15 protein-coding genes are annotated in these 17,404 nt (G+C 64.7%); 5 read left to right on the forward strand and 10 right to left on the reverse strand.

Annotated features, from left to right (window positions below; genetic code table 11):
• Positions 1–2: 2 nt before the first annotated feature.
• The 4 genes from AB4061_RS28475 to AB4061_RS28490 all read right to left on the reverse strand — a co-directional run bounded on the left by AB4061_RS28475 (position 3) and on the right by AB4061_RS28490 (position 2,545).
• Positions 3–191, reverse strand: a complete 189-nt coding sequence (locus tag AB4061_RS28475; RefSeq protein WP_441639596.1) for a Trm112 family protein — start codon at positions 189–191, stop codon at positions 3–5.
• Positions 172–1,281, reverse strand: coding sequence for a tetraacyldisaccharide 4'-kinase (gene lpxK / locus AB4061_RS28480; RefSeq protein ID WP_441639597.1), 1,110 nt, complete (start codon positions 1,279–1,281; stop codon positions 172–174). The genes AB4061_RS28475 and lpxK overlap by 20 nt, the downstream gene beginning before the upstream one ends.
• A gap of 208 nt (positions 1,282–1,489) precedes the next feature.
• Positions 1,490–1,918 carry an ExbD/TolR family protein gene (locus tag AB4061_RS28485; protein ID WP_441639598.1) on the reverse strand — a complete coding sequence of 143 codons (429 nt, stop codon included), beginning with the start codon at positions 1,916–1,918 and terminating at the stop codon, positions 1,490–1,492.
• A gap of 6 nt (positions 1,919–1,924) precedes the next feature.
• On the reverse strand, positions 1,925–2,545 hold the full coding sequence (locus tag AB4061_RS28490; protein WP_006157938.1) for a MotA/TolQ/ExbB proton channel family protein: 621 nt from the start codon (positions 2,543–2,545) through the stop codon (positions 1,925–1,927).
• A 1,064-nt stretch (positions 2,546–3,609) separates the two neighbouring features.
• On the opposite strand from AB4061_RS28490, the gene xseA reads away from it, so the two are divergent.
• Together xseA and sodB are read left to right on the forward strand one after the other, a co-directional pair.
• Complete coding sequence (gene xseA, locus AB4061_RS28495) at positions 3,610–4,995, forward strand: exodeoxyribonuclease VII large subunit (protein WP_441639599.1); 1,386 nt, start codon at positions 3,610–3,612, stop codon at positions 4,993–4,995.
• 153 nt (positions 4,996–5,148) lie between these two features.
• Entirely contained in the window at positions 5,149–5,730 is a 582-nt protein-coding gene (sodB, locus tag AB4061_RS28500) for a superoxide dismutase [Fe] (protein WP_183031929.1), read from the forward strand.
• A 315-nt stretch (positions 5,731–6,045) separates the two neighbouring features.
• On the opposite strand, the gene AB4061_RS28505 is transcribed toward sodB, so the two are convergent.
• Genes AB4061_RS28505 through AB4061_RS28530 form a run of 6 tightly spaced genes read right to left on the reverse strand, consistent with a single transcriptional unit; the run spans position 6,046 to position 11,971 of the window.
• Positions 6,046–7,083 carry an ImpA family type VI secretion system protein gene (locus AB4061_RS28505; protein ID WP_441639600.1) on the reverse strand — a complete coding sequence of 346 codons (1,038 nt, stop codon included), beginning with the start codon at positions 7,081–7,083 and terminating at the stop codon, positions 6,046–6,048.
• Between the two features lie 2 nt (positions 7,084–7,085).
• A complete protein-coding gene (gene tssG, locus AB4061_RS28510) occupies positions 7,086–8,126 on the reverse strand; it encodes a type VI secretion system baseplate subunit TssG (protein WP_441639601.1) in 1,041 nt (346 codons plus the stop codon).
• A gap of 2 nt (positions 8,127–8,128) precedes the next feature.
• Entirely contained in the window at positions 8,129–10,009 is a 1,881-nt protein-coding gene (gene tssF / locus AB4061_RS28515; protein WP_441639602.1) for a type VI secretion system baseplate subunit TssF, read from the reverse strand.
• Positions 10,010–10,013: 4 nt separating this feature from the next.
• Entirely contained in the window at positions 10,014–10,544 is a 531-nt protein-coding gene (tssE, locus tag AB4061_RS28520; RefSeq protein WP_441639603.1) for a type VI secretion system baseplate subunit TssE, read from the reverse strand.
• Complete coding sequence (locus AB4061_RS28525) at positions 10,537–11,373, reverse strand: type VI secretion system accessory protein TagJ (protein WP_441639604.1); 837 nt, start codon at positions 11,371–11,373, stop codon at positions 10,537–10,539. The genes tssE and AB4061_RS28525 overlap by 8 nt, the downstream gene beginning before the upstream one ends.
• Positions 11,363–11,971, reverse strand: a complete 609-nt coding sequence (locus AB4061_RS28530; RefSeq protein ID WP_441639605.1) for a TagK domain-containing protein — start codon at positions 11,969–11,971, stop codon at positions 11,363–11,365. The genes AB4061_RS28525 and AB4061_RS28530 overlap by 11 nt, the downstream gene beginning before the upstream one ends.
• A gap of 487 nt (positions 11,972–12,458) precedes the next feature.
• On the opposite strand from AB4061_RS28530, the gene tssH reads away from it, so the two are divergent.
• From tssH to tssC, 3 genes are read left to right on the forward strand one after another with little or no spacing between them, the layout of a single operon-like run.
• On the forward strand, positions 12,459–15,179 hold the full coding sequence (gene tssH, locus AB4061_RS28535; RefSeq protein ID WP_441639606.1) for a type VI secretion system ATPase TssH: 2,721 nt from the start codon (positions 12,459–12,461) through the stop codon (positions 15,177–15,179).
• A gap of 51 nt (positions 15,180–15,230) precedes the next feature.
• Positions 15,231–15,764 carry a type VI secretion system contractile sheath small subunit gene (gene tssB, locus AB4061_RS28540; protein ID WP_441639607.1) on the forward strand — a complete coding sequence of 178 codons (534 nt, stop codon included), beginning with the start codon at positions 15,231–15,233 and terminating at the stop codon, positions 15,762–15,764.
• Between the two features lie 49 nt (positions 15,765–15,813).
• Positions 15,814–17,307, forward strand: a complete 1,494-nt coding sequence (gene tssC, locus AB4061_RS28545) for a type VI secretion system contractile sheath large subunit (protein ID WP_441639608.1) — start codon at positions 15,814–15,816, stop codon at positions 17,305–17,307.
• The last annotated feature ends 97 nt before the right edge of the window (positions 17,308–17,404 follow it).

Genomic DNA, 17,404 nt, shown 5'->3' on the forward strand with positions numbered 1-17,404 from the left:
GCTTATTCCGGCGAGACCAGCCGGCCCGGCACGGTCTGGCGCGCCTCATCGGCCAGCATGATGGGAATGCCATCGCGGATCGGATAGGCCAGTTTGTCGGCCTGGCAGATCAGTTCCTGGGCGGCGCGGTCATGTTCCAGCTTGCTCTTGCACAGCGGGCAGACCAGGATTTCAAGCAGCCGGTTGTCCATCTTGCGTTTCCTTGGTGTGGCCGGCGGCGGTCGCGGCGCCCGGCGCTGTGGGAGCGGCCTGGGCATGCGCGGCGACGGCGCGGCGAATTTTTTCGATCAGGCCCGCGTCGATCACGGGCGTGGTGGGGACGACCCAGATCCGCGGGTCCAGCGGGTCACTGAGGCGCTCGCATTTTACGGCATCCTTCTCGGTGATCAGGATCGCATCGGCCGCTTGCGCGGCAGGGTCGCCGGCGAACGGGTTTTCGGCGAAGTCGTAGTGGTCCGGCAGGGGCATGGTCTGCGGCGCGAGGCCGGCTGCGCGCAGGCTGGCGAAGAAGCGCTCGGGGTTGCCGATGCCGGCGGCGGCCAGCACGCGCTGCCCGGCAAACGCCGACAGCGGCTTGGCCATGGTCGGGTCGGCCAGTTGCCAGGCGTCGTCCAGCACCAGGCGCATGCCGTAGACATCCGGCTGGCCTGGGCTGGGGCGGAAGTCCGGGTCGTTGATCAGGGTGGCGTCGCGATGCCGCGAGAGCGATTCGCGCAGCGGGCCTGCCGGCAGCAGCAGGCCGTTGCCGCCCATGCGCGAATCGAACATCACGATCTCGAAGTCGCGTTGCAGCTTGTAGTGCTGCAGGCCATCGTCGAGCAGCAGCACGTTGACGCCGGGGTGCGAGACCAGCATGGTCTGCGCGCACAGCGCGCGGTCGGGGAAGACCCAGACCGGCACGTCGGTGGCGCGCGCGATCAAGAGCGGCTCGTCGCCCACGTCCTTGGCCTGCGAGGTGGGCTTGACCCGGCGCGGATGCTTGAGCTTGACGCCATAGCCGCGCGAGACCACACCCGGGCGCAGGCCGGACTCGGCCAGTGCATGGGCCAGCGCGATCACCGCGGGGGTCTTGCCGGTGCCGCCCACGGTCACGTTGCCGACCACCACCACCGGCATCGGCAAGCGCGTCGAGTGGTACCAGCCGCGCCGGTATGCCAGGCGCCGCCAGCCGCTGACCAGGCCGAACACCCACGACAGCGGCAGCATCAGCCAGGCGAACCAGCCGCGGCGCTGCCACTGGGCGGTCACGAAGTCGGCAAGGGCGTTGCGGGGAGCGGGCATGGGCGTGGTAGGCAGGGCTGGGCGGTAATGCTGCGTTGAAAAGGGCAGGGATGGGGCCGGGGACGGTAGCACGGCGCGCCGGCATGATCGCTTCATTGCGTCATTGCGGGGCAGCGCAGGCGAGCCACCCAGTCATTATGGGCACCTTGCGGCGCCCGCCGCAAGGTGCGGCTCGCAAGCGCGGGATTGCGTCCCCGCGCCGGGCCGCTCAGCGCGCCTGCGAGCTCTGCGTGGCGAAGGTCAGGCGGGGCAGCCCGGCCAGGCGGGCGGCTTCCATGACGTTGATCACGGACTGATGCGTGGCTTGCGCATCCGCATTGACGATCAGCACGGGCGGCTGGCCATCGGCCGGGGCCGCTACCTCGCGCAGGCGCTGGGCCAGGCTGGTCACGTCCTGCTGGTCCATGACCTGCTTGTTGATCGAATAGACGCCCTTGGCGGATACGGATACCACGATCTCGCCGGGGCGCTGCAGCGCCTTTTCGGCGTCGGCGGTCGGCAGCTGGATCTGCAGCTCGGTATAGCGCGAGTACGTGGTCGTGATCATCAGGAAGATCAGGATCACGAGCAGGACGTCGATCAACGGGATGAGGTTGATCTCCGGTTCTTCACGCCGCTGGCGGGATCGGAAGTGCATGGCGTATCAGGCGCGGCGCTGCGGCAGGATGGCGTCCAGGAAGGCGGTGGCGCGGAATTCCAGCTCGGCCACGTAGTCGTCCACGCGCCGGCGGAAGTAGCGCCAGAAGATCAGTGCCGGAATCGCGATGATCAGGCCGAAGGCGGTGTTATAGAGCGCCACCGAGATGCCATGTGCCAGCTGCTCGGGGCTGGCGCCGGCACCACCCTGGCTGCCGAAGATCTCGATCATGCCGATCACGGTGCCCAGCAGGCCCATCAGCGGCGCTACCGATGCGATCGTGCCCAGTGCATTCAGGTAGCGCTCCAGCTCGTGCGCCACGGCGCGCCCGGCTTCCTCGACCACTTCCTTGGCGGCATCGCGGGATGTATGCGGCTGCAGCACCACATGGCGCAGGCCAGCGGCCAGCACGCGGCCCAGTGGGGAATTCTGCTCCAGTGTGTTGACCACCTCCGGCGTAGCGCGGCGCTGGTGCGCCACCGACAGGGCTTCGTCGTAGAGCTTGGGCGGCAGCACCTTGCTGCGCTTCAGGCTGAGGAAACGCTCGACGATCAGCGCCAGGGCGATGACCGAGGCGAGCAACAACGGCCAGATCGGCCAGCCGGCAGCTTGAATGATGGAAAACACGTGGAACCCCGAGTCAACGGCTTGTGTGCTCATGCCAGGCGCCGCGGCCGTGCGCGCGCTGGCTATGTTCGAAAATGTTCGAAAAAATCAGGCGCCACTCTAACCCGCAGCACCGGGCGGGGCAAGACGCAGCATCGCGGTGTGTCTGCCGCGCATCGTGCGCGCGAGGCGCTGGAGGCGGCGACTGCCGGGATGTCCACATGGAACAGGGACAGCGCTGTGGATGAATTGTGGACAGAGGGCTGACAAGGCGGTCAAGTCACTGATTGATAAGGAAAAATTGTGGGCCGCCTAAAAAGCGGGCAGGCGGCGAGTGGCGCGGACATCCTTCGGGCACGCGCGAACCGCGCAAAACCGGAGTCCGCTCTATCCACATTAAAACAGGACAGTGCTGTGGACCGTTTGTGGACAGACGCCTGAAAAGAATGCTAAGTCATTGATTGGAAAGGTGAGTATACATAGTGCCTAAATAATGTGCAGGGCACGCCAGATGGGCTTCTCGAGGGCCTCCAACGCCCCGCGAATGAAAAAATCCCGGTATGTCTCTCACTTTCCACATTCCGCCGGGACAGTCTTGTGGACGGGTTGTGGAAAACTATCTGAGAAGCCACTTAAGTCATTGATTGAACAGCGCTTCATACATGCTGATTAAAAAATGGGCAATAGCCATTTGCACGGTGTTTTCCAGTCCCCGTGCTCAGGCTCGGGACATCGCCCTGCCATGCCATGCTAAGGAGGCCTTGCGATCTCTTTTGCCCGCCGGATGGGCACCTCCGGCGGGCAGGAAATAGTTTTCCACAGGCAGCGCGTTCTAGCCAAGGTTGTCCAGAGTTCCTGTGGATAACTTTGTGAACAAGCCTGGGGTGCAGCCGGTAAGTGTTTGACGCATAAGGGGTTTGCTTACATTGCCTAAAAAATAAGACAGCTGAAAGCGCATAAGAATCAAAGGCTTGTGTCAAGTCACGCGGCTTTGCGGGGTTATTGCCTCCCCCACTCCAAGAGACTTGACAGACCAGTTATGCTGTGGACATGTCAATTCCACGCCGCTTGCCCGGCCGTGCGCCATGTCAGAACCGTTGAACTTTTCGCGTGAAACCCAGCCGATGGCCCCTCCCGGGGCGCGTGAGGCGATTCCCGTCGGAGAGCTGAACCACGCGATCGCCCAGGTACTGGAACGTAGTTTCCCGCTGACCTGGGTCCGGGGCGAAATCTCAAATTTCACACGCGCCGCCAGCGGCCACTGGTACTTCTCGCTCAAGGACGCGCGCGCCCAGATTCGCTGCGTGATGTTCCGCGGGCGCAACCAGCATGTCGACTTCACGCCGCGCGAGGGCGAGGCGGTCGAGGTACGGGCGCTCGTATCCATGTATGAGGCGCGCGGCGAGTTGCAACTGGGCGTAGAAGGCATGCGCCGCGCCGGCCTTGGCAATCTGTACGAGGCATTCCTGCGCCTGAAGGAAAAGCTCTCGCAGGCCGGGCTGTTCGCGCCCGAGCGCAAGCGGCCGCTGCCGGTTCACGCCCGCACCATCGGCGTGATCACCTCGCTGCAGGCGGCGGCCTTGCGCGACGTGATCAGCACCCTGCGCCGGCGCGCGCCGCATGTGCCCGTCGTGGTTTACCCGGTGCCGGTACAGGGCGCCGGCGCCTCGGCGAAGATCGCCGCCATGATCGACACCGCCAGCGAGCGCAACGAATGCGATGTGCTGATCCTGTGCCGCGGCGGCGGCAGCATCGAGGACCTGTGGTCGTTCAATGAGGAGAGTGTGGCGCAGGCCATTGCGCGCTGCGCCGTGCCGGTGGTTTCCGGTGTGGGCCACGAGACCGATTTCACCATCGCCGACTTCGTCGCCGACGTGCGCGCGCCCACGCCCACCGGCGCCGCCGAGCTGGTCAGCCCGGACCGCAGCCATATGCTGCTGCAAGCCAGCCGCGCGCGCGACGCGCTGGCCCAGTGCATGCAGCGCCAGCTCGACCGGCGGGCCCAGAACCTTGACTGGCTGGCGCGCCGCCTGCGCAGCCCGCAAGCGCAGCTGCAGGAGCGCCGCCTGCAGGTCGACAACCTCATGCGTCACCTGCGCTCTGCGCTGCGCGATACCGTGGCCGCCCAACGGCACCGCCAGCAGGTGCTGGCCATGCGCTGGGCTGCCGGCCGTCCCGACCTGGCCCTGGCCCAGGCCGAGTTGCGCCGCACCGCGCTGCGCCTGCGCGATGCCTCGCAGCGCCAGGTTGAGCGCGCCGGGCAGCGCTGGCAGCGCGCCGCCGGCACGCTCGAGGTGCTGGCGCCGCAGCGCACCCTGGAGCGCGGCTACGCGGTGCTACTGGACCAGCGCGGACACGCCTTGCGCTCGCCGTTGGAGCTGCGCGCGGGCGCCGTGATCGAAGTCCACCTGGCCGAAGGCGTGGCCGATGCCAGCCTCGCCAGCGTCCAGCCCCGGCTGGCGGAACTCTAAGCCCGGCGCGCGTCGGCGGGCCGCCGACAGCGCTTGCATATCGATCAAACTAATATGGTCGAAGGGGCTTTGTCTGCCGCGTTTGCGCGGGTATGGCAAGTCCCCTACAATCGACAATTCCTGATCTTCAACCCCACAGAAAGAGACAGAACAATGGAACATACTCTCCCCCCGCTGCCTTACGCTCATGATGCGCTCGCTCCGCACATCTCCAAGGAGACCCTGGAGTTCCACCACGACAAGCATCACCAGACCTACGTCACCAACCTGAACAACCTGATCAAGGGCACCGAGTTCGAAAACTCGACGCTCGAAGACATCGTCAAGAAGTCCTCCGGCGGCATCTTCAACAACGCCGCCCAGGTGTGGAACCACACCTTCTACTGGGACTCGCTCAAGCCCAACGGCGGCGGCCAACCGACCGGCGCACTGGCAGATGCCATCAACGCCAAGTTCGGCTCCTTCGACAAGTTCAAGGAAGAATTCACCAAGACCGCGGTCGGCACCTTCGGCTCGGGCTGGGCCTGGCTGGTGAAGAAGGCCGACGGTTCGCTGGACCTGGTCTCGACCTCCAACGCCGCTACCCCGCTGACCACCGACGCCAAGCCGCTGCTGACCTGCGACGTGTGGGAACACGCTTACTACATCGACTACCGCAATGCCCGCCCGAAGTATGTCGAGGCATTCTGGAACGTCGTGAACTGGGACTTCGCCAGCAAGAACTTCGCTGGTTGATCTAGCGGTTGCTGCTACACAAGACGTTGAAAAATGGCCCCTGGATTCAGGGGCTTTTTTTGTCTCGATGGCGGACCGCGCCAGCGATGGTGGCGCTACCCATGCCGGCGACCGCGGCAGTCGCTCGAGACAATACGTTCTGGTGTCTCCGAGCTTACTTAGAGGCCATTTCAAAAAGATTCTGGCGTCGTTGCGCGGCCTTGCCGTACCACTTGTACTGTCTGCGGCCGCGCGCCTAGCCAGAACCGCTTCGCTTCATTTTGAAACAGCCTCTTAAAATGCATGGGACGATGCGCTCCCCGAACGGTTGGAAGATCACGAATTGTCCTGCGCCCAGCGCTCCACCAGCTCGGCGGGGATTGCCTGGAACACTTCATCGAAGCGCTTGCCAGTCAGCCGCTCGGCTTGCCTGAGCAGTAGCGCTACGGGGCTGCTGGGTTCATGTAGTTCGAACCATTGACGAGCGGTGCGGACGCCGGCCAAGGCGGCATCGCGGTCCCGCGGCATGTCGGCGGCTGCATGCTCGGTGGTCGCTATAGGGGAAAGACCACCTGCGGCACCGTCGCCTGTCGAGGCCGCGATGCTCAAATCGGGCCGCGGCGCGGCGGCGGCCGCGACATTACCCGTCATCGTGCCGAGTAGCTTGAGCAGCGGGCTCAGGTCAGGGCGGTCGTTCCGGAGGTTGGCTTTCGCCCAGCCGTCGATGGCAGCGGCATATCCTGCGGCTTCGTCCACTGCGAGGAGGGCGGGGCTGTGCTGCTGGCGCAAATCCTGCAATTGCAGGCGCACCGATTCCGGCGCCGGGGCGTCCACGGGCCGTGGCACACCGAGCGAACGCTCGACGTCCCGGACCTGCAGCCGAAGCGCGGCATTGCCCGTGATCGTCAACGCCCGCACGTCCCGCATCAGCCCTTCCGGGTCGGCCAGTGCGGCCAGTGCGTTGGCGCGCATGGCAGGATCGGCTTCGCCATCGACCATCAACTGCGGATGGATCGCATCCGGCCATTTCGTCAGCAGTTGCGCCAGCGCATCGAGGCCGTCTCTCAGCCCGGCCGTCTGGGCTAGCCGAGTACGGCACCGCAGCAGCAGCACCAAAATGCGGATGTCGCGCGTTCGCAAGAGCAGGCGCCGGCAGTCGCGCTCCAGCTCGGCCCAGTTGCAGGCTTCCGGCTCACTGACGAAGTCGCCGTACTGTGCGTCGGCCCTCGGAGCGGCCTTGGCCAGAAGTATGACGAATTCAGGGTCGTACTCCAGGTCATCGCCGCATGGCCTGTCGGGAGAGACCGGTTCCAGCAGCTCCGGGAAGGGAAATTCAGGTCTTGGCGCCGGTACGGGCTTGGTTTTGGCTTTCATGGTCAATGTGTCGCGTAGTGTTCGGGCTCGAACACCATGCCGGTGATGGCGCGGCTGCGATCCGGTTCGCCCAGCCATGTAGACCAGCCCAGGCGTTCCTGTGAGCCCAGGATGGCGGGTGGAGCAGAGTCAGGGATCACCTGCAGCTCGGCTTCCCAAACGAATTCATAGCCTACGAAGGCGCGCACCCATTCAATGAGCGTCGGAAGGTCCCGGCCGTTGGGCGTAAAGTTCAGGTACTGCTGCAGCCCGAGCGGACCGATCACCAGGCGGAACTTGTGCTGCCGGTCCGGTACCATCTCGCCAAGCATGGCGCCTTGCCCCATGACGCTTGGGGCGCCCGGATGCCCCAGGCGGCTGTGTTCGGCTGGATCGATGGCGATCCAGTGCAGCACATATTCTTCCAGCCTGACGGATACCCCGAAGAAGTGCGAGAGCGTGGCCGCAATGCCATCGGGATTGCGTGCTTCGCGCACCTGATGCGCACCGGCGGCGAGCCGCGCGTGCGGGGGCAGGGGACCGTGCGCGATCTCTTCGGCTTCGTTGCCCGTCAGCCAACCGATATAGCGGGAGAACACCTCGTCGTCGCGCCGATCGAGGCCCGCTGCGGCTTGCGAGCCTGCCCAGGCACGGTAGAACTGCGTGAAAGCGCGATGGTGGAACAGGTCCAGAAAATCGGCGGTGGTGCTGTCCCGGTGTGTTTCACTGCGCTCCCGTACGATTTCCGTCAGGTGGATCGGCAGTGCCCCATTCGGCCCCAGCATGCCCAGACCAAACAACTGCACCTTGAGCCGGCCAGGCAGCGGCTGCACCTGCGCGATCTCGCGGGGCGCGAAGGTGAGCGCGGCCTGCTGGCCAGCCCGGAATGGCTCGTCGCGCGGCCGGCTGGCTTGCCCGATCGGGGGCAAGTCAGGGTGCAGGGCGGACAGATGCCGCAGGAGCCCAAGAAAGCTCAGCTTCCACGGCGCCTGGCCGGCGTAGCTTCCCGGCGGCGCCGTGGCCGTTAGCGCTGGCGGCGCATTGTCGTCGTGTCCTTTGAACATGGCTACACGGCGCTACGGCCGCCCATGCGCACGGGCCAACGATGCACCAGGCCGCGTTGCATCGAGTGCAGTTCGGTCTGCGTGAAGACGTTGACCGACACGTGACGCGCCAGGAAATGCTCCAGCACCACGCCAAACAGGTATGGGCTGATGCCGGAGAAGCCGCCTTCGTCCACGGTAAGCTGGCACTGGATACCACGGCCGTAGATCAAAGGGCCGTTGCCCGGCAGCCGTCGCATGACCGGCTCCACCTTCGAGCCGATCAGGCTCTGGATCTGCGCCTGGTGCGCCAGATCGTCGCTCGCCACGAAAAGCCGAAGCATGTCACGCAGACCCTGGCCGCCTGAGCGATGCTCCAGGTCGGTCAGCGACAGGTAGTTGAAGCCCAATAGCCGAATCAGCCGCCAGGCCATTTCGCCGTCCGCATAAGGTGGCCGAGGTGCCGACGGCGCGCGGATCAGGCCGATTCCGTCCACGGGGATGGATGCCGCCGGGGTCAGGTCGTGCAGGCCATTGCGCGGTACCAGATTGGGCAAGTCGCGATTGGTGACCAGTGACTCCACCGACAGGTAGCGCAAGGTGTCCGGGTAAGGGGCCTCGTGCTGGTCCACCAGCGACACGAACAGCTCGGTACCGACGTATGCGGTGCGAGTGCCGTACTTGCGAGCCTGCTCCGAGATCAGCCGGCGCTCGCGCCGCAGGGAAAAGTAGCGGCCGTGATTGCCCTCGTCACTGTTCAGCGTGGCAAAGAGCGGCTGAAAGGCGATGCTGGCACTGTGCTGGGACTTCTGCCCGGAGAGCTGCTTGACGGCGTAGATTTCATAGTCGAGCGGATGCTGTCGGTCGGCGACCAGATGGAAGTCGGTGCGGCCGGGTGTGATCTCGATGCGATCGGTGCGTTTCGGGAACAGATTGACCACCGGTGTGCAAAAGAGCGCGAACTGGTCCCGGTCGACCTGGCTGATCAGATTGCCAGGCGGCGTTGACAGCAACACGACGATCTCGGCTTCCTTGCCGCGGATCTGGCCGAACCCTTGTGCCAGCTTGTTGAGACCGAAGAAGTAGAAGCGTTGCGGGCACGCGAAATACTCATGCAACAGGTTGTGCCCAAAGAAGTTGTTCCACGGCAACGGCAGCGCACCCTCGCCCGGACCCATGCCCACATAGCTGACGGCATCCTCTGCCACCGCGTAGGGGCGTTCGCTCATGGCGCCGGGTTGTCCAATCAGCGTGGCGACGCCGGCGCTGTGCAAGAGCTCGAACAGATGCGAGGCGATTTGGTCGTCCCCGCGCAGATAGACTGGCAACTGGTCCAGGCCGGGCAATTGATCGAAGGTGGCATCGCGCGTGCAGCGCAGGCGTAGGCGCAGCGCTCCCTGTACCGTCAGGTGGGCAGGCACATAGCGCTCCAGCCCGCGAATGTCCGGTGGAATGCCAGTGAGCCGGGCTTCGGTGATTTCGAGCGGCCACAGCGTTAGGGGTTGCGTGGTCCTGAATTGGCAGGCCGTCTTCTCGCCCGGCGCCGGCGCGGCATCGACCTGCGCGCCGCGCGGCACCTCCACGCCACGGGCAAAATCGCCCTCGATCCGGCTGGGGCGGAACTGTGCGACAGCAATCGACGGCGTCGGCGCCACGTAGTTCGGGTAGACCACCTCCAGCAGCCGCTGCGTAAAGCGCGGAAACTCCGCATCGAGCTTGATCTGGGTGCGCGCCGACAGAAAGCAGAACGCCTCGATCAGGCGTTCCACATAGGGGTCGGCCACCTCGGTGCCATGCATGCCCAGGCGCCTCGCTACCTTCGGGTGCTGATTGGCGAATTCCCCGGCCAGCTCGCGCATGTAGACGAGCTCGCGGTTGTAATAGTCGAGCAGTTGCGGATCCATGGCGTCAGGTGGTGTGAATCGATTGGACGCTCATCCGGCTGGTTTCCAGGTCGAGTGAGCTTTGGGCAGTGAATGCCATCGGGTATGGGTCCATATGGATCAGGCCCTTGATCTCGAACACCAGGGTGTTGTAGCGCTGCGGCGCGTCTTCTTTCAAAAGCGGCTTCACGTCCAGCGAGCCGGGAATGAGCCGGGGCTCGAAGTCCAGGATGGCGCGCCTGACGATGTTGACGATGTCGTTCCACTTACGCTCGGACAGGTAACTGCCGGCGACCGGCGGTACCCCGTAGTTGATCGTCGATGCAGCGGCAGCGCGATAGCGCTTGCGATCGATTTCATCCTCGCGGTTGGTGGTATTGAGCAGATAGGTGAGATCGCGCTGGATGATCTCGCGCATCTGGGCGCGCGTGACCGTGTATTCGTTTGCGCTTTCGGTCTGCCGTTGGGGCGCGTCGTCGCGCAGCCGGTCAAAGAGCGTCGGCAGCAGTTGCGTATTCGGGCGGCTTGGTACCCGTGGTGGGCGGTGGTCAGCCATGCCCGCTTACCAGCGTGAGGGTCGCCACATCGAGCATGGCCACATCGCCCGCATCCGTCATCCAGGTCTTCTGGCCGAATCCGATGACACCGGTTTCGCCTACTTCGGCCCAGTTGGTTTCGCGGGCGAGCCGGATGGCGTCGCTACCCTGCCCAGAGTCAGGGTAGCGCACCGGCATGAAGCCACGGCTGACCACACCGTCGGCGAACGTCACGGTGGCCGGGCGCCACAGCAGATCGAGCAAGCCGGCAGGCTCGGCCAGCTCAAGCTTGTGCATCTGGGAAAAAGGCAGCCAGGCGTAGCGGCCCGCAGCCACGATTTCGCAGGTCGGGCCCAGGCGCGTGTCGGTGTCGGTGATCCACGCGAAGCGCACACCGTCGTGCATGCCGGGCGAGGCCGGGACCTCCGACAGTGCCCGGTTGCGGCTGCCATCGGCGGCGGCGATTTCACCGGTTTGGGTTTGTAAGAGCGCGACGTGCAGCCCGGACATCCAGGCCGGGGCCGGCAGCAGGGAGCCGGGCGCGCGCCGGCCTGCGAAGACCTCGCACCGGAACACCTCCGCGCGGATCAAGTCGCGGTAGACATGCGCGGTTTGCGCAAAGTCGGGTGCGAGCCGCGTGGCCACCTGCAGTTGCCGGAGCGCGCGCGTCCAGTCGCCAACCACGCACAGCCACTGGAATAGCTGCCAACGGAAGTCAAATGAGCCGGGCTGCAGGCGCACCCGGCCTTCCGCCGCGGCGAGCGCGCCGGTGACCGAACCGGTTTGGCGCAGGACCGACGATAGCCCGGTGTCGAGTGCGCTTTCGGGGGCTTGCGTATCAAGCGCCATGATCGGGCTCCGGCGTTTGTGCTTGTGCTTGTGCAGGGCGGTAGGCGCTATCCATCGAGATGAGGTGGTGTTCGCGGCGGGTAAGGGGAGCGGCCACGTCACGGCGCCTGGTGGGCACGATGTCCCCCGCGAAGAGCCAGAGCACGTCCGGCGCGGGCGGGATCACAAAGAGCGGGTGGTCATCCAGGGGCTGCGGGGAGCCGATCAGGGCGTTGATGTGGCCGGCGGTGGCAAGCATGTCCATCAAGCTGTGGGCATCGTCGGCCTCGCGTGCGAGCGTCTGCAGCGGGTTCCGAGCGATCTGCGCCGGTACAACCGATGCCGCCCCAGTGCTGGCCTCCGCGTGGGCGCTCACGTAGTCGGGATCGCGCAGCGCCGCCTCGGCCTCGCGTTTGATCTGCTCGATCACGTCAGTCCGATCGGGGGCAGCAGCTTGCGCTGTGCGCTCGCCAGCCGCCGGTCTCAGCACCGAGAACGGATCGGCCGTGCCCGGGTGCATCCCGCCGAGCGCATCCCAAGACCAGGGCGTATCGCTATCGCGGTCGAATCCGGGGGCGGTGGCGCCGGTCCCTGCCGGGAGGGTCTGCGAGTCGCTCATGACCTTGCCTCGCTAGTGATAGGTTCAGGAATGGACCCGATGATAATCGAAAATCACGGCTAGACAAAATGCAAACGGATGTCATTAATTTCGGTCTACGCGGCGGCTTTGAATTAGGGATCTGTTGTCCTAATTGTTTTAGGACGTTTCCTATAAAAACGCCGATATGTCCTGAAAAACTCCGAGATTTTTCGCAATTCATATTAGGAAATTTCCGAATTTGTCATGTCTCGGTTTGAACGTCGTAAGTTACTGCGCCCCCATGCTGGACGTGATAAACGCGCGCGTATTGGTATTTGGCTACCTATTTGACTACCAAGGATCCACGGCGATCAGGCTTCCTATCCAGGTCAAGGAAGTCGCTCTGCGATGATTCGCGCAAGGGGTTTACGCATCTAATGGTTTTGCCATATCCTAAAAAAGAGTTAATCAAGAACTCCATCGGTCAAGCGCCGTCGATCATTCAAAAAATAGAGCAAGGCACCAAATGGACATTTCGCGTCAGGCGCTGTTCGGCCGACTCAATCCCACCCTATTCAAGGCGATCGAAAGCGCGACCGCCTTCTGCAAACTCCGCGGCAACCCGTACGTGGAGCTTGTGCATTGGCTGCACCAGTTGCTGCAGGCCCCCGATGGCGACCTGCAGCGGATCCTGCGCCATGCCGGCGCCGACCTGCCCGCCCTGGAAGCCGACCTGACGTGCGCGCTGGGGTTGCTGCCAGCCGGCGCCACGTCGATCAGCGACTTCTCGTTCCAGATCGAGTCCGCCATGGAGAGGGCGTGGGTCTACGCGACACTTGCCTTCGCCGATGACCACGTGCGCGGCGCCTACCTGCTGAGCGCACTGCTCAAGACGCCGGAATTGCGCCGAACGGTGCTGGGCATCTCGAATCAGTTCGCGAAGGTACGTGCCGATGACTTGGTCGAAGCCGTTTCCGCGTTGGTCGCGCAGTCGCCCGAAAGCCGGGAAGCGGCCTACGACGGTAGTGGCCTCGCACCGGCCACGCCTGGCGAGGCCAGCGGCGCCATGGCGCCCACGGGTTCCGGCAAGTCTGCCCTTGGCCAGTACTGCCGCGACCTGACCGAGGAGGCCCGCGCCGGCCGGCTGGATCCGGTGATTGGCCGCGAGCACGAGATCCGCACCATGACGGACATCCTGCTGCGCCGCCGCCAGAACAATCCGCTCTTGACGGGAGAGGCTGGGGTTGGCAAGACCGCCGTCATCGAGGGGCTCGCCCAGGCCATCGCTGCGGGCACGGTGCCGCCGAGCTTGAAGGATATCCGGCTCCTGAGTCTCGACGTCGGGGCGCTGCTGGCCGGCGCTAGCATGAAAGGTGAATTCGAGGCGCGGCTCAAAGGCGTGCTGGAGGAATCTGCCAGGTCCGAGAAGCCGGTGATCCTGTTTGTGGATGAAGTCCACACGCTGGTCGGCGCCGGCGGCCAGGCCGGCACGGGCGACGCTGCCAATCTGCTCAAGCCGGCGCTGGCGCGAGGCGCGCTGCGCACGATTGGCGCTACCACCTGGAGCGAATACAAGCGCCACATCGAGAAAGATCCGGCGCTCACGCGCCGGTTCCAGGTCCTGCAGGTGATGGAGCCAGAAGAGGCCAAGGCTGTCGCCATGGTGCGGGGGCTGGTCGCCACCTTCGAGGCGCACCACCAGGTGTTCATCCGCGACGAAGCGGTGCGTGCCGCCGTCAAGCTCTCCCATCGTTATATCCCCTCCCGGCAGTTGCCGGACAAGGCCATCAGCCTGCTCGACACCGCTTGTGCCCGAGTGGCGCTGTCACTGCACGCCCCACCGGCAGAAGTCGAACACCTGCGCCAGCAACTGGCCGCTGCCGACGCCGAATGTGCGCTGCTCGCCAAGGAAGCCGGCTTCGGCAAAGCCGATGTCGCGCGGATTGCCGTCGTAGATGCCCGGCGCGAGCAGATCGATGCCGGCCTGGCGCAGGCCGAAGCGCGCTGGGAGCGCGAACGAAGCCTGGCGAGCGACCTGGTTGCACGCCGGCTGGCGCTGGTCCAACCCCCGGCGATCGAGCCGGCGATCACGGCGCAGGTTCAGCAGTCTCTGGCTGAGCTCGAAGCCGACCTTCGTGCGGCGCAAGGAGATGCGCCGCTTGTGTACACGGAAGTGGACGAAGCCGTGGTCGCAGCCATTGTCGCCGACTGGACGGGCATCCCGGTTGGGCGCATGGTCGCGGACGAGGTGGCCACGGTCATGCGGTTGCCGCAGACCCTTGGCACTCGCGTCGTCGGCCAGGACCACGCGCTGGCCCAGCTCGGCGAGCGTGTCCAGACCGCCCGCGCGCAATTGACCGATCCCGGCAAGCCGGTCGGCGTGTTCCTGCTGGTGGGCCCTTCCGGCGTCGGCAAGACCGAGACTGCCCTGGCGCTGGCCGATGCCCTCTATGGCGGCGAACAGAACCTCATCACCATCAACCTCTCCGAATTCCAGGAGCCGCACACCATTTCGACCCTCAAGGGCGCACCGCCGGGCTATGTCGGCTACGGCGAAGGGGGCGTGCTGACCGAAGCGGTGCGCCGCAGGCCCTACAGCGTGGTGCTGCTTGACGAGGTCGAGAAGGCGCATTCCGACGTCCACGAAGTCTTCTATCAGGTGTTCGACAAGGGCTACATGGAAGACGGCGAAGGGCGCCACATCGACTTCAAGAACACCATCCTGCTGCTGACCAGCAACGCTGGCTCGGATCTCCTGGCGAATCTCTGCGACGCCCCGGCGCTGATGCCGGAGCCCGCCGCGCTGCGCGACGCGCTGATGCCGGAGCTGCGCAAAGTCTTTCCGGCGGCGTTCCTCGGCCGCCTGGTGATCGTGCCCTACCTGCCGCTTGCCGCCGAACACCTCGGCCGCATCGTGCGCTTGCACCTGGGCCGCGTCGTGGCACGCATGCACGACCAGCACGGCATTGCGCTCACCTATGGCGACGCCGTGGTCGAGTTCATCGTGGCGCGCTGCCCGGTTGGCGAAACCGGAGCTCGCCGTTTGATCAGCTTTATTGAGCAGGTTGTCCAGCCGCAACTGGCTCGCCTGTGGCTGTCGGCGATATCGGAGAAGCGCCAGGTGGCTGCGATCGACATCCGGCTGGCGGCAGAGCAGCCAGATGCGCCCGTACTGACCTATCACACTGAGTACCGTGCCGGCCACGACGCTGTTGGGCCGGAATGTCCCGAAGCCGAAGCGGCCTGAAACCGTGCGGCACGTCCTTGTAACCCCTCTTGTCACCCGTCGAGGAGACCCATGTCTGTTGTGAACAGTTCGCAGAAATTCATCGCGCGCAATCGTGCGCCGCGTGTGCAGATCGAGTACGACGTCGAGGTCTATGGCTCGGAGAAGCGCATCGAGTTGCCCTTCGTGATGGGCGTCCTGGCCGATCTGTCAGGCAAGCCCGCTGAGCCGCTGCCGCCGGTCGCCGACCGCAAGTTCCTCGAGATCGATATCGACAACTTCGACGAGCGCATGAAGGCGATGAAGCCTCGTGTTGCGTTCGCGGTTCCCAATACTTTGGCCGGCGGCGGCCAGTTGATGGTCGACATGACGTTCGAGAGCATCGAGGACTTCTCGCCAGCGGCGGTGGCCGGCAAGGTCGATGCGCTGCGGCAATTGCTGGAAGCCCGCACGCAACTCGCGAACCTGCAGACCTACATGGATGGCAAGTCGGGCGCCGAATCGCTGATCAATCAACTGCTGCAGGACCCCGCGCTGCTGCAGTCGCTTGCCAAGGCGCCCAAGCCCCAGGCTACGGATGGCGACGCCCAGGCGCCCCAGTCCTGACCGGAACGGCTACTTGCCAACCTGAACAACCTCATCAAGCAAGGACTCCATGGCTTCCGCCCAACAAAAGCAACAGCAAGCCCTCGCGACCGCAGAGCATTCGGACTTCGCCGCACTGATTGGCCGCGAGTTTTCGCCCAAGACGGACCAGGCCCGCGAAGCCGTCGATCTCGCCGTCAAGACCCTGGCCGAGCAGGCGCTCGCCAGCTCTTTCACCATGAGCGACGATGCGTACAAGAGCATCGAAGCCATCATCGGTGCCATCGACACGAAGCTCTCCGAGCAGATCAACCTGATCCTGCACCACCAGGACTTCCAGAAGCTGGAGTCGGCCTGGCGCGGCCTGCATCACCTGGTCTCGAACACCGAGACCGACGACAAGCTGCGCATCCGCGTGATGGATGTGTCCAAGGAGGACCTGCGTCGCACGCTGCGCCGGTACAAGGGTATCGGCTGGGACCAGAGCCCGTTCTTCAAGCGCATTTACGAAGAGGAATACGGCCAGCTCGGCGGCGAACCGTACGGCTGCCTGGTCGCCGACTACTACTTCGACCACACCCCGCCCGACGTGGAACTGCTGGGTTCGCTCGCCAAGATTTCGGCGGCCGCCCATGCGCCGTTCATCGCCGGCGCATCGCCGTCCGTGCTGCAGATGGACTCGTGGCAGGAGTTGGCCAACCCGCGCGACCTGTCCAAGATCTTCCAGAACCTGGAATACGCGCCGTGGAACAGCCTGCGCAACTCGGACGACGCACGTTACGTGGGGCTGGCCATGCCGCGCTTCCTGTCGCGCTTGCCATACGGCATCAAGACCAACCCGGTTGATGAATTCGACTTCGAGGAAGACACCGACGGCGCCGACCACCGCAAGTATGTGTGGAGCAACGCCGCCTACGCAATGGCGGTGAACATCAACCGCTCGTTCAAGCTGTACGGATGGTGCACGCTGATTCGCGGCGTGGAGAGCGGTGGTGTGGTGGAGAACCTGCCGTGCCACACCTTCCCGACCGACGATGGTGGCCTCGACATGAAGTGCCCGACCGAAATCGCCATCTCCGATCGCCGTGAAGCCGAGTTGTCGAAGAACGGCTTTATCTCGCTGGTCCACCGCAAGAACACCGACTATGCGGCCTTCATCGGCGCGCAGTCGATGCAAAAGCCGGCCGAGTACTACGACGCCGACGCGACGGCCAACGCCAACCTGTCGGCACGGCTGCCGTACCTGTTTGCCTGCTCACGCTTCGCCCACTACCTGAAGTGCATCGTGCGCGACAAGATCGGGGCCTTCAAGGAGCGCGAGGACATGCAGCGCTGGCTCAACGAATGGATCATGAACTACGTTGACGCCGACCCGGCCAACTCCTCGCAGGAGACCAAGGCTCGCCGTCCGCTCGCGGCCGCCGAAGTGGTCGTCGAGGAAATGGAAGGCAACCCTGGCTACTACAGCGCCAAGTTCTTCCTGCGCCCGCACTTCCAGCTCGAAGGCCTGACGGTGTCGCTGCGACTGGTGACGCGCCTGCCATCGGTCAAGGACGCTGCCTGAGAGTCGTCCGAGGCCTGAAATGTACCGGTAGTCCCACATCAGGCACCCCCGCCCCTGATCCCTTTGGGGCGGGGGCCTTGTTGTGGCTCTTGTCTGC

The sequence above is a fragment of the Cupriavidus sp. YAF13 genome, assembly GCF_052113425.1.
GTDB lineage: Bacteria > Pseudomonadota > Gammaproteobacteria > Burkholderiales > Burkholderiaceae > Cupriavidus.

Bases quoted from the DNA above. Each gene is read 5' to 3' on its own strand.
- AB4061_RS28475 (WP_441639596.1), bottom strand. From the start codon at position 191: ATGGACAACCGGCTGCTTGAAATCCTGGTCTGCCCGCTGTGCAAGAGC.
- lpxK (WP_441639597.1), bottom strand. From the start codon at position 1,281: ATGCCCGCTCCCCGCAACGCCCTTGCCGACTTCGTGACCGCCCAGTGG.
- AB4061_RS28485 (WP_441639598.1), bottom strand. From the start codon at position 1,918: ATGCACTTCCGATCCCGCCAGCGGCGTGAAGAACCGGAGATCAACCTC.
- xseA (WP_441639599.1), top strand. From the start codon at position 3,610: ATGTCAGAACCGTTGAACTTTTCGCGTGAAACCCAGCCGATGGCCCCT.
- sodB (WP_183031929.1), top strand. From the start codon at position 5,149: ATGGAACATACTCTCCCCCCGCTGCCTTACGCTCATGATGCGCTCGCT.
- AB4061_RS28505 (WP_441639600.1), bottom strand. From the start codon at position 7,083: ATGAAAGCCAAAACCAAGCCCGTACCGGCGCCAAGACCTGAATTTCCC.
- tssG (WP_441639601.1), bottom strand. From the start codon at position 8,126: ATGTTCAAAGGACACGACGACAATGCGCCGCCAGCGCTAACGGCCACG.
- tssF (WP_441639602.1), bottom strand. From the start codon at position 10,009: ATGGATCCGCAACTGCTCGACTATTACAACCGCGAGCTCGTCTACATG.
- tssE (WP_441639603.1), bottom strand. From the start codon at position 10,544: ATGGCTGACCACCGCCCACCACGGGTACCAAGCCGCCCGAATACGCAA.
- AB4061_RS28525 (WP_441639604.1), bottom strand. From the start codon at position 11,373: ATGGCGCTTGATACGCAAGCCCCCGAAAGCGCACTCGACACCGGGCTA.
- AB4061_RS28530 (WP_441639605.1), bottom strand. From the start codon at position 11,971: ATGAGCGACTCGCAGACCCTCCCGGCAGGGACCGGCGCCACCGCCCCC.
- tssH (WP_441639606.1), top strand. From the start codon at position 12,459: ATGGACATTTCGCGTCAGGCGCTGTTCGGCCGACTCAATCCCACCCTA.
- tssB (WP_441639607.1), top strand. From the start codon at position 15,231: ATGTCTGTTGTGAACAGTTCGCAGAAATTCATCGCGCGCAATCGTGCG.
- tssC (WP_441639608.1), top strand. From the start codon at position 15,814: ATGGCTTCCGCCCAACAAAAGCAACAGCAAGCCCTCGCGACCGCAGAG.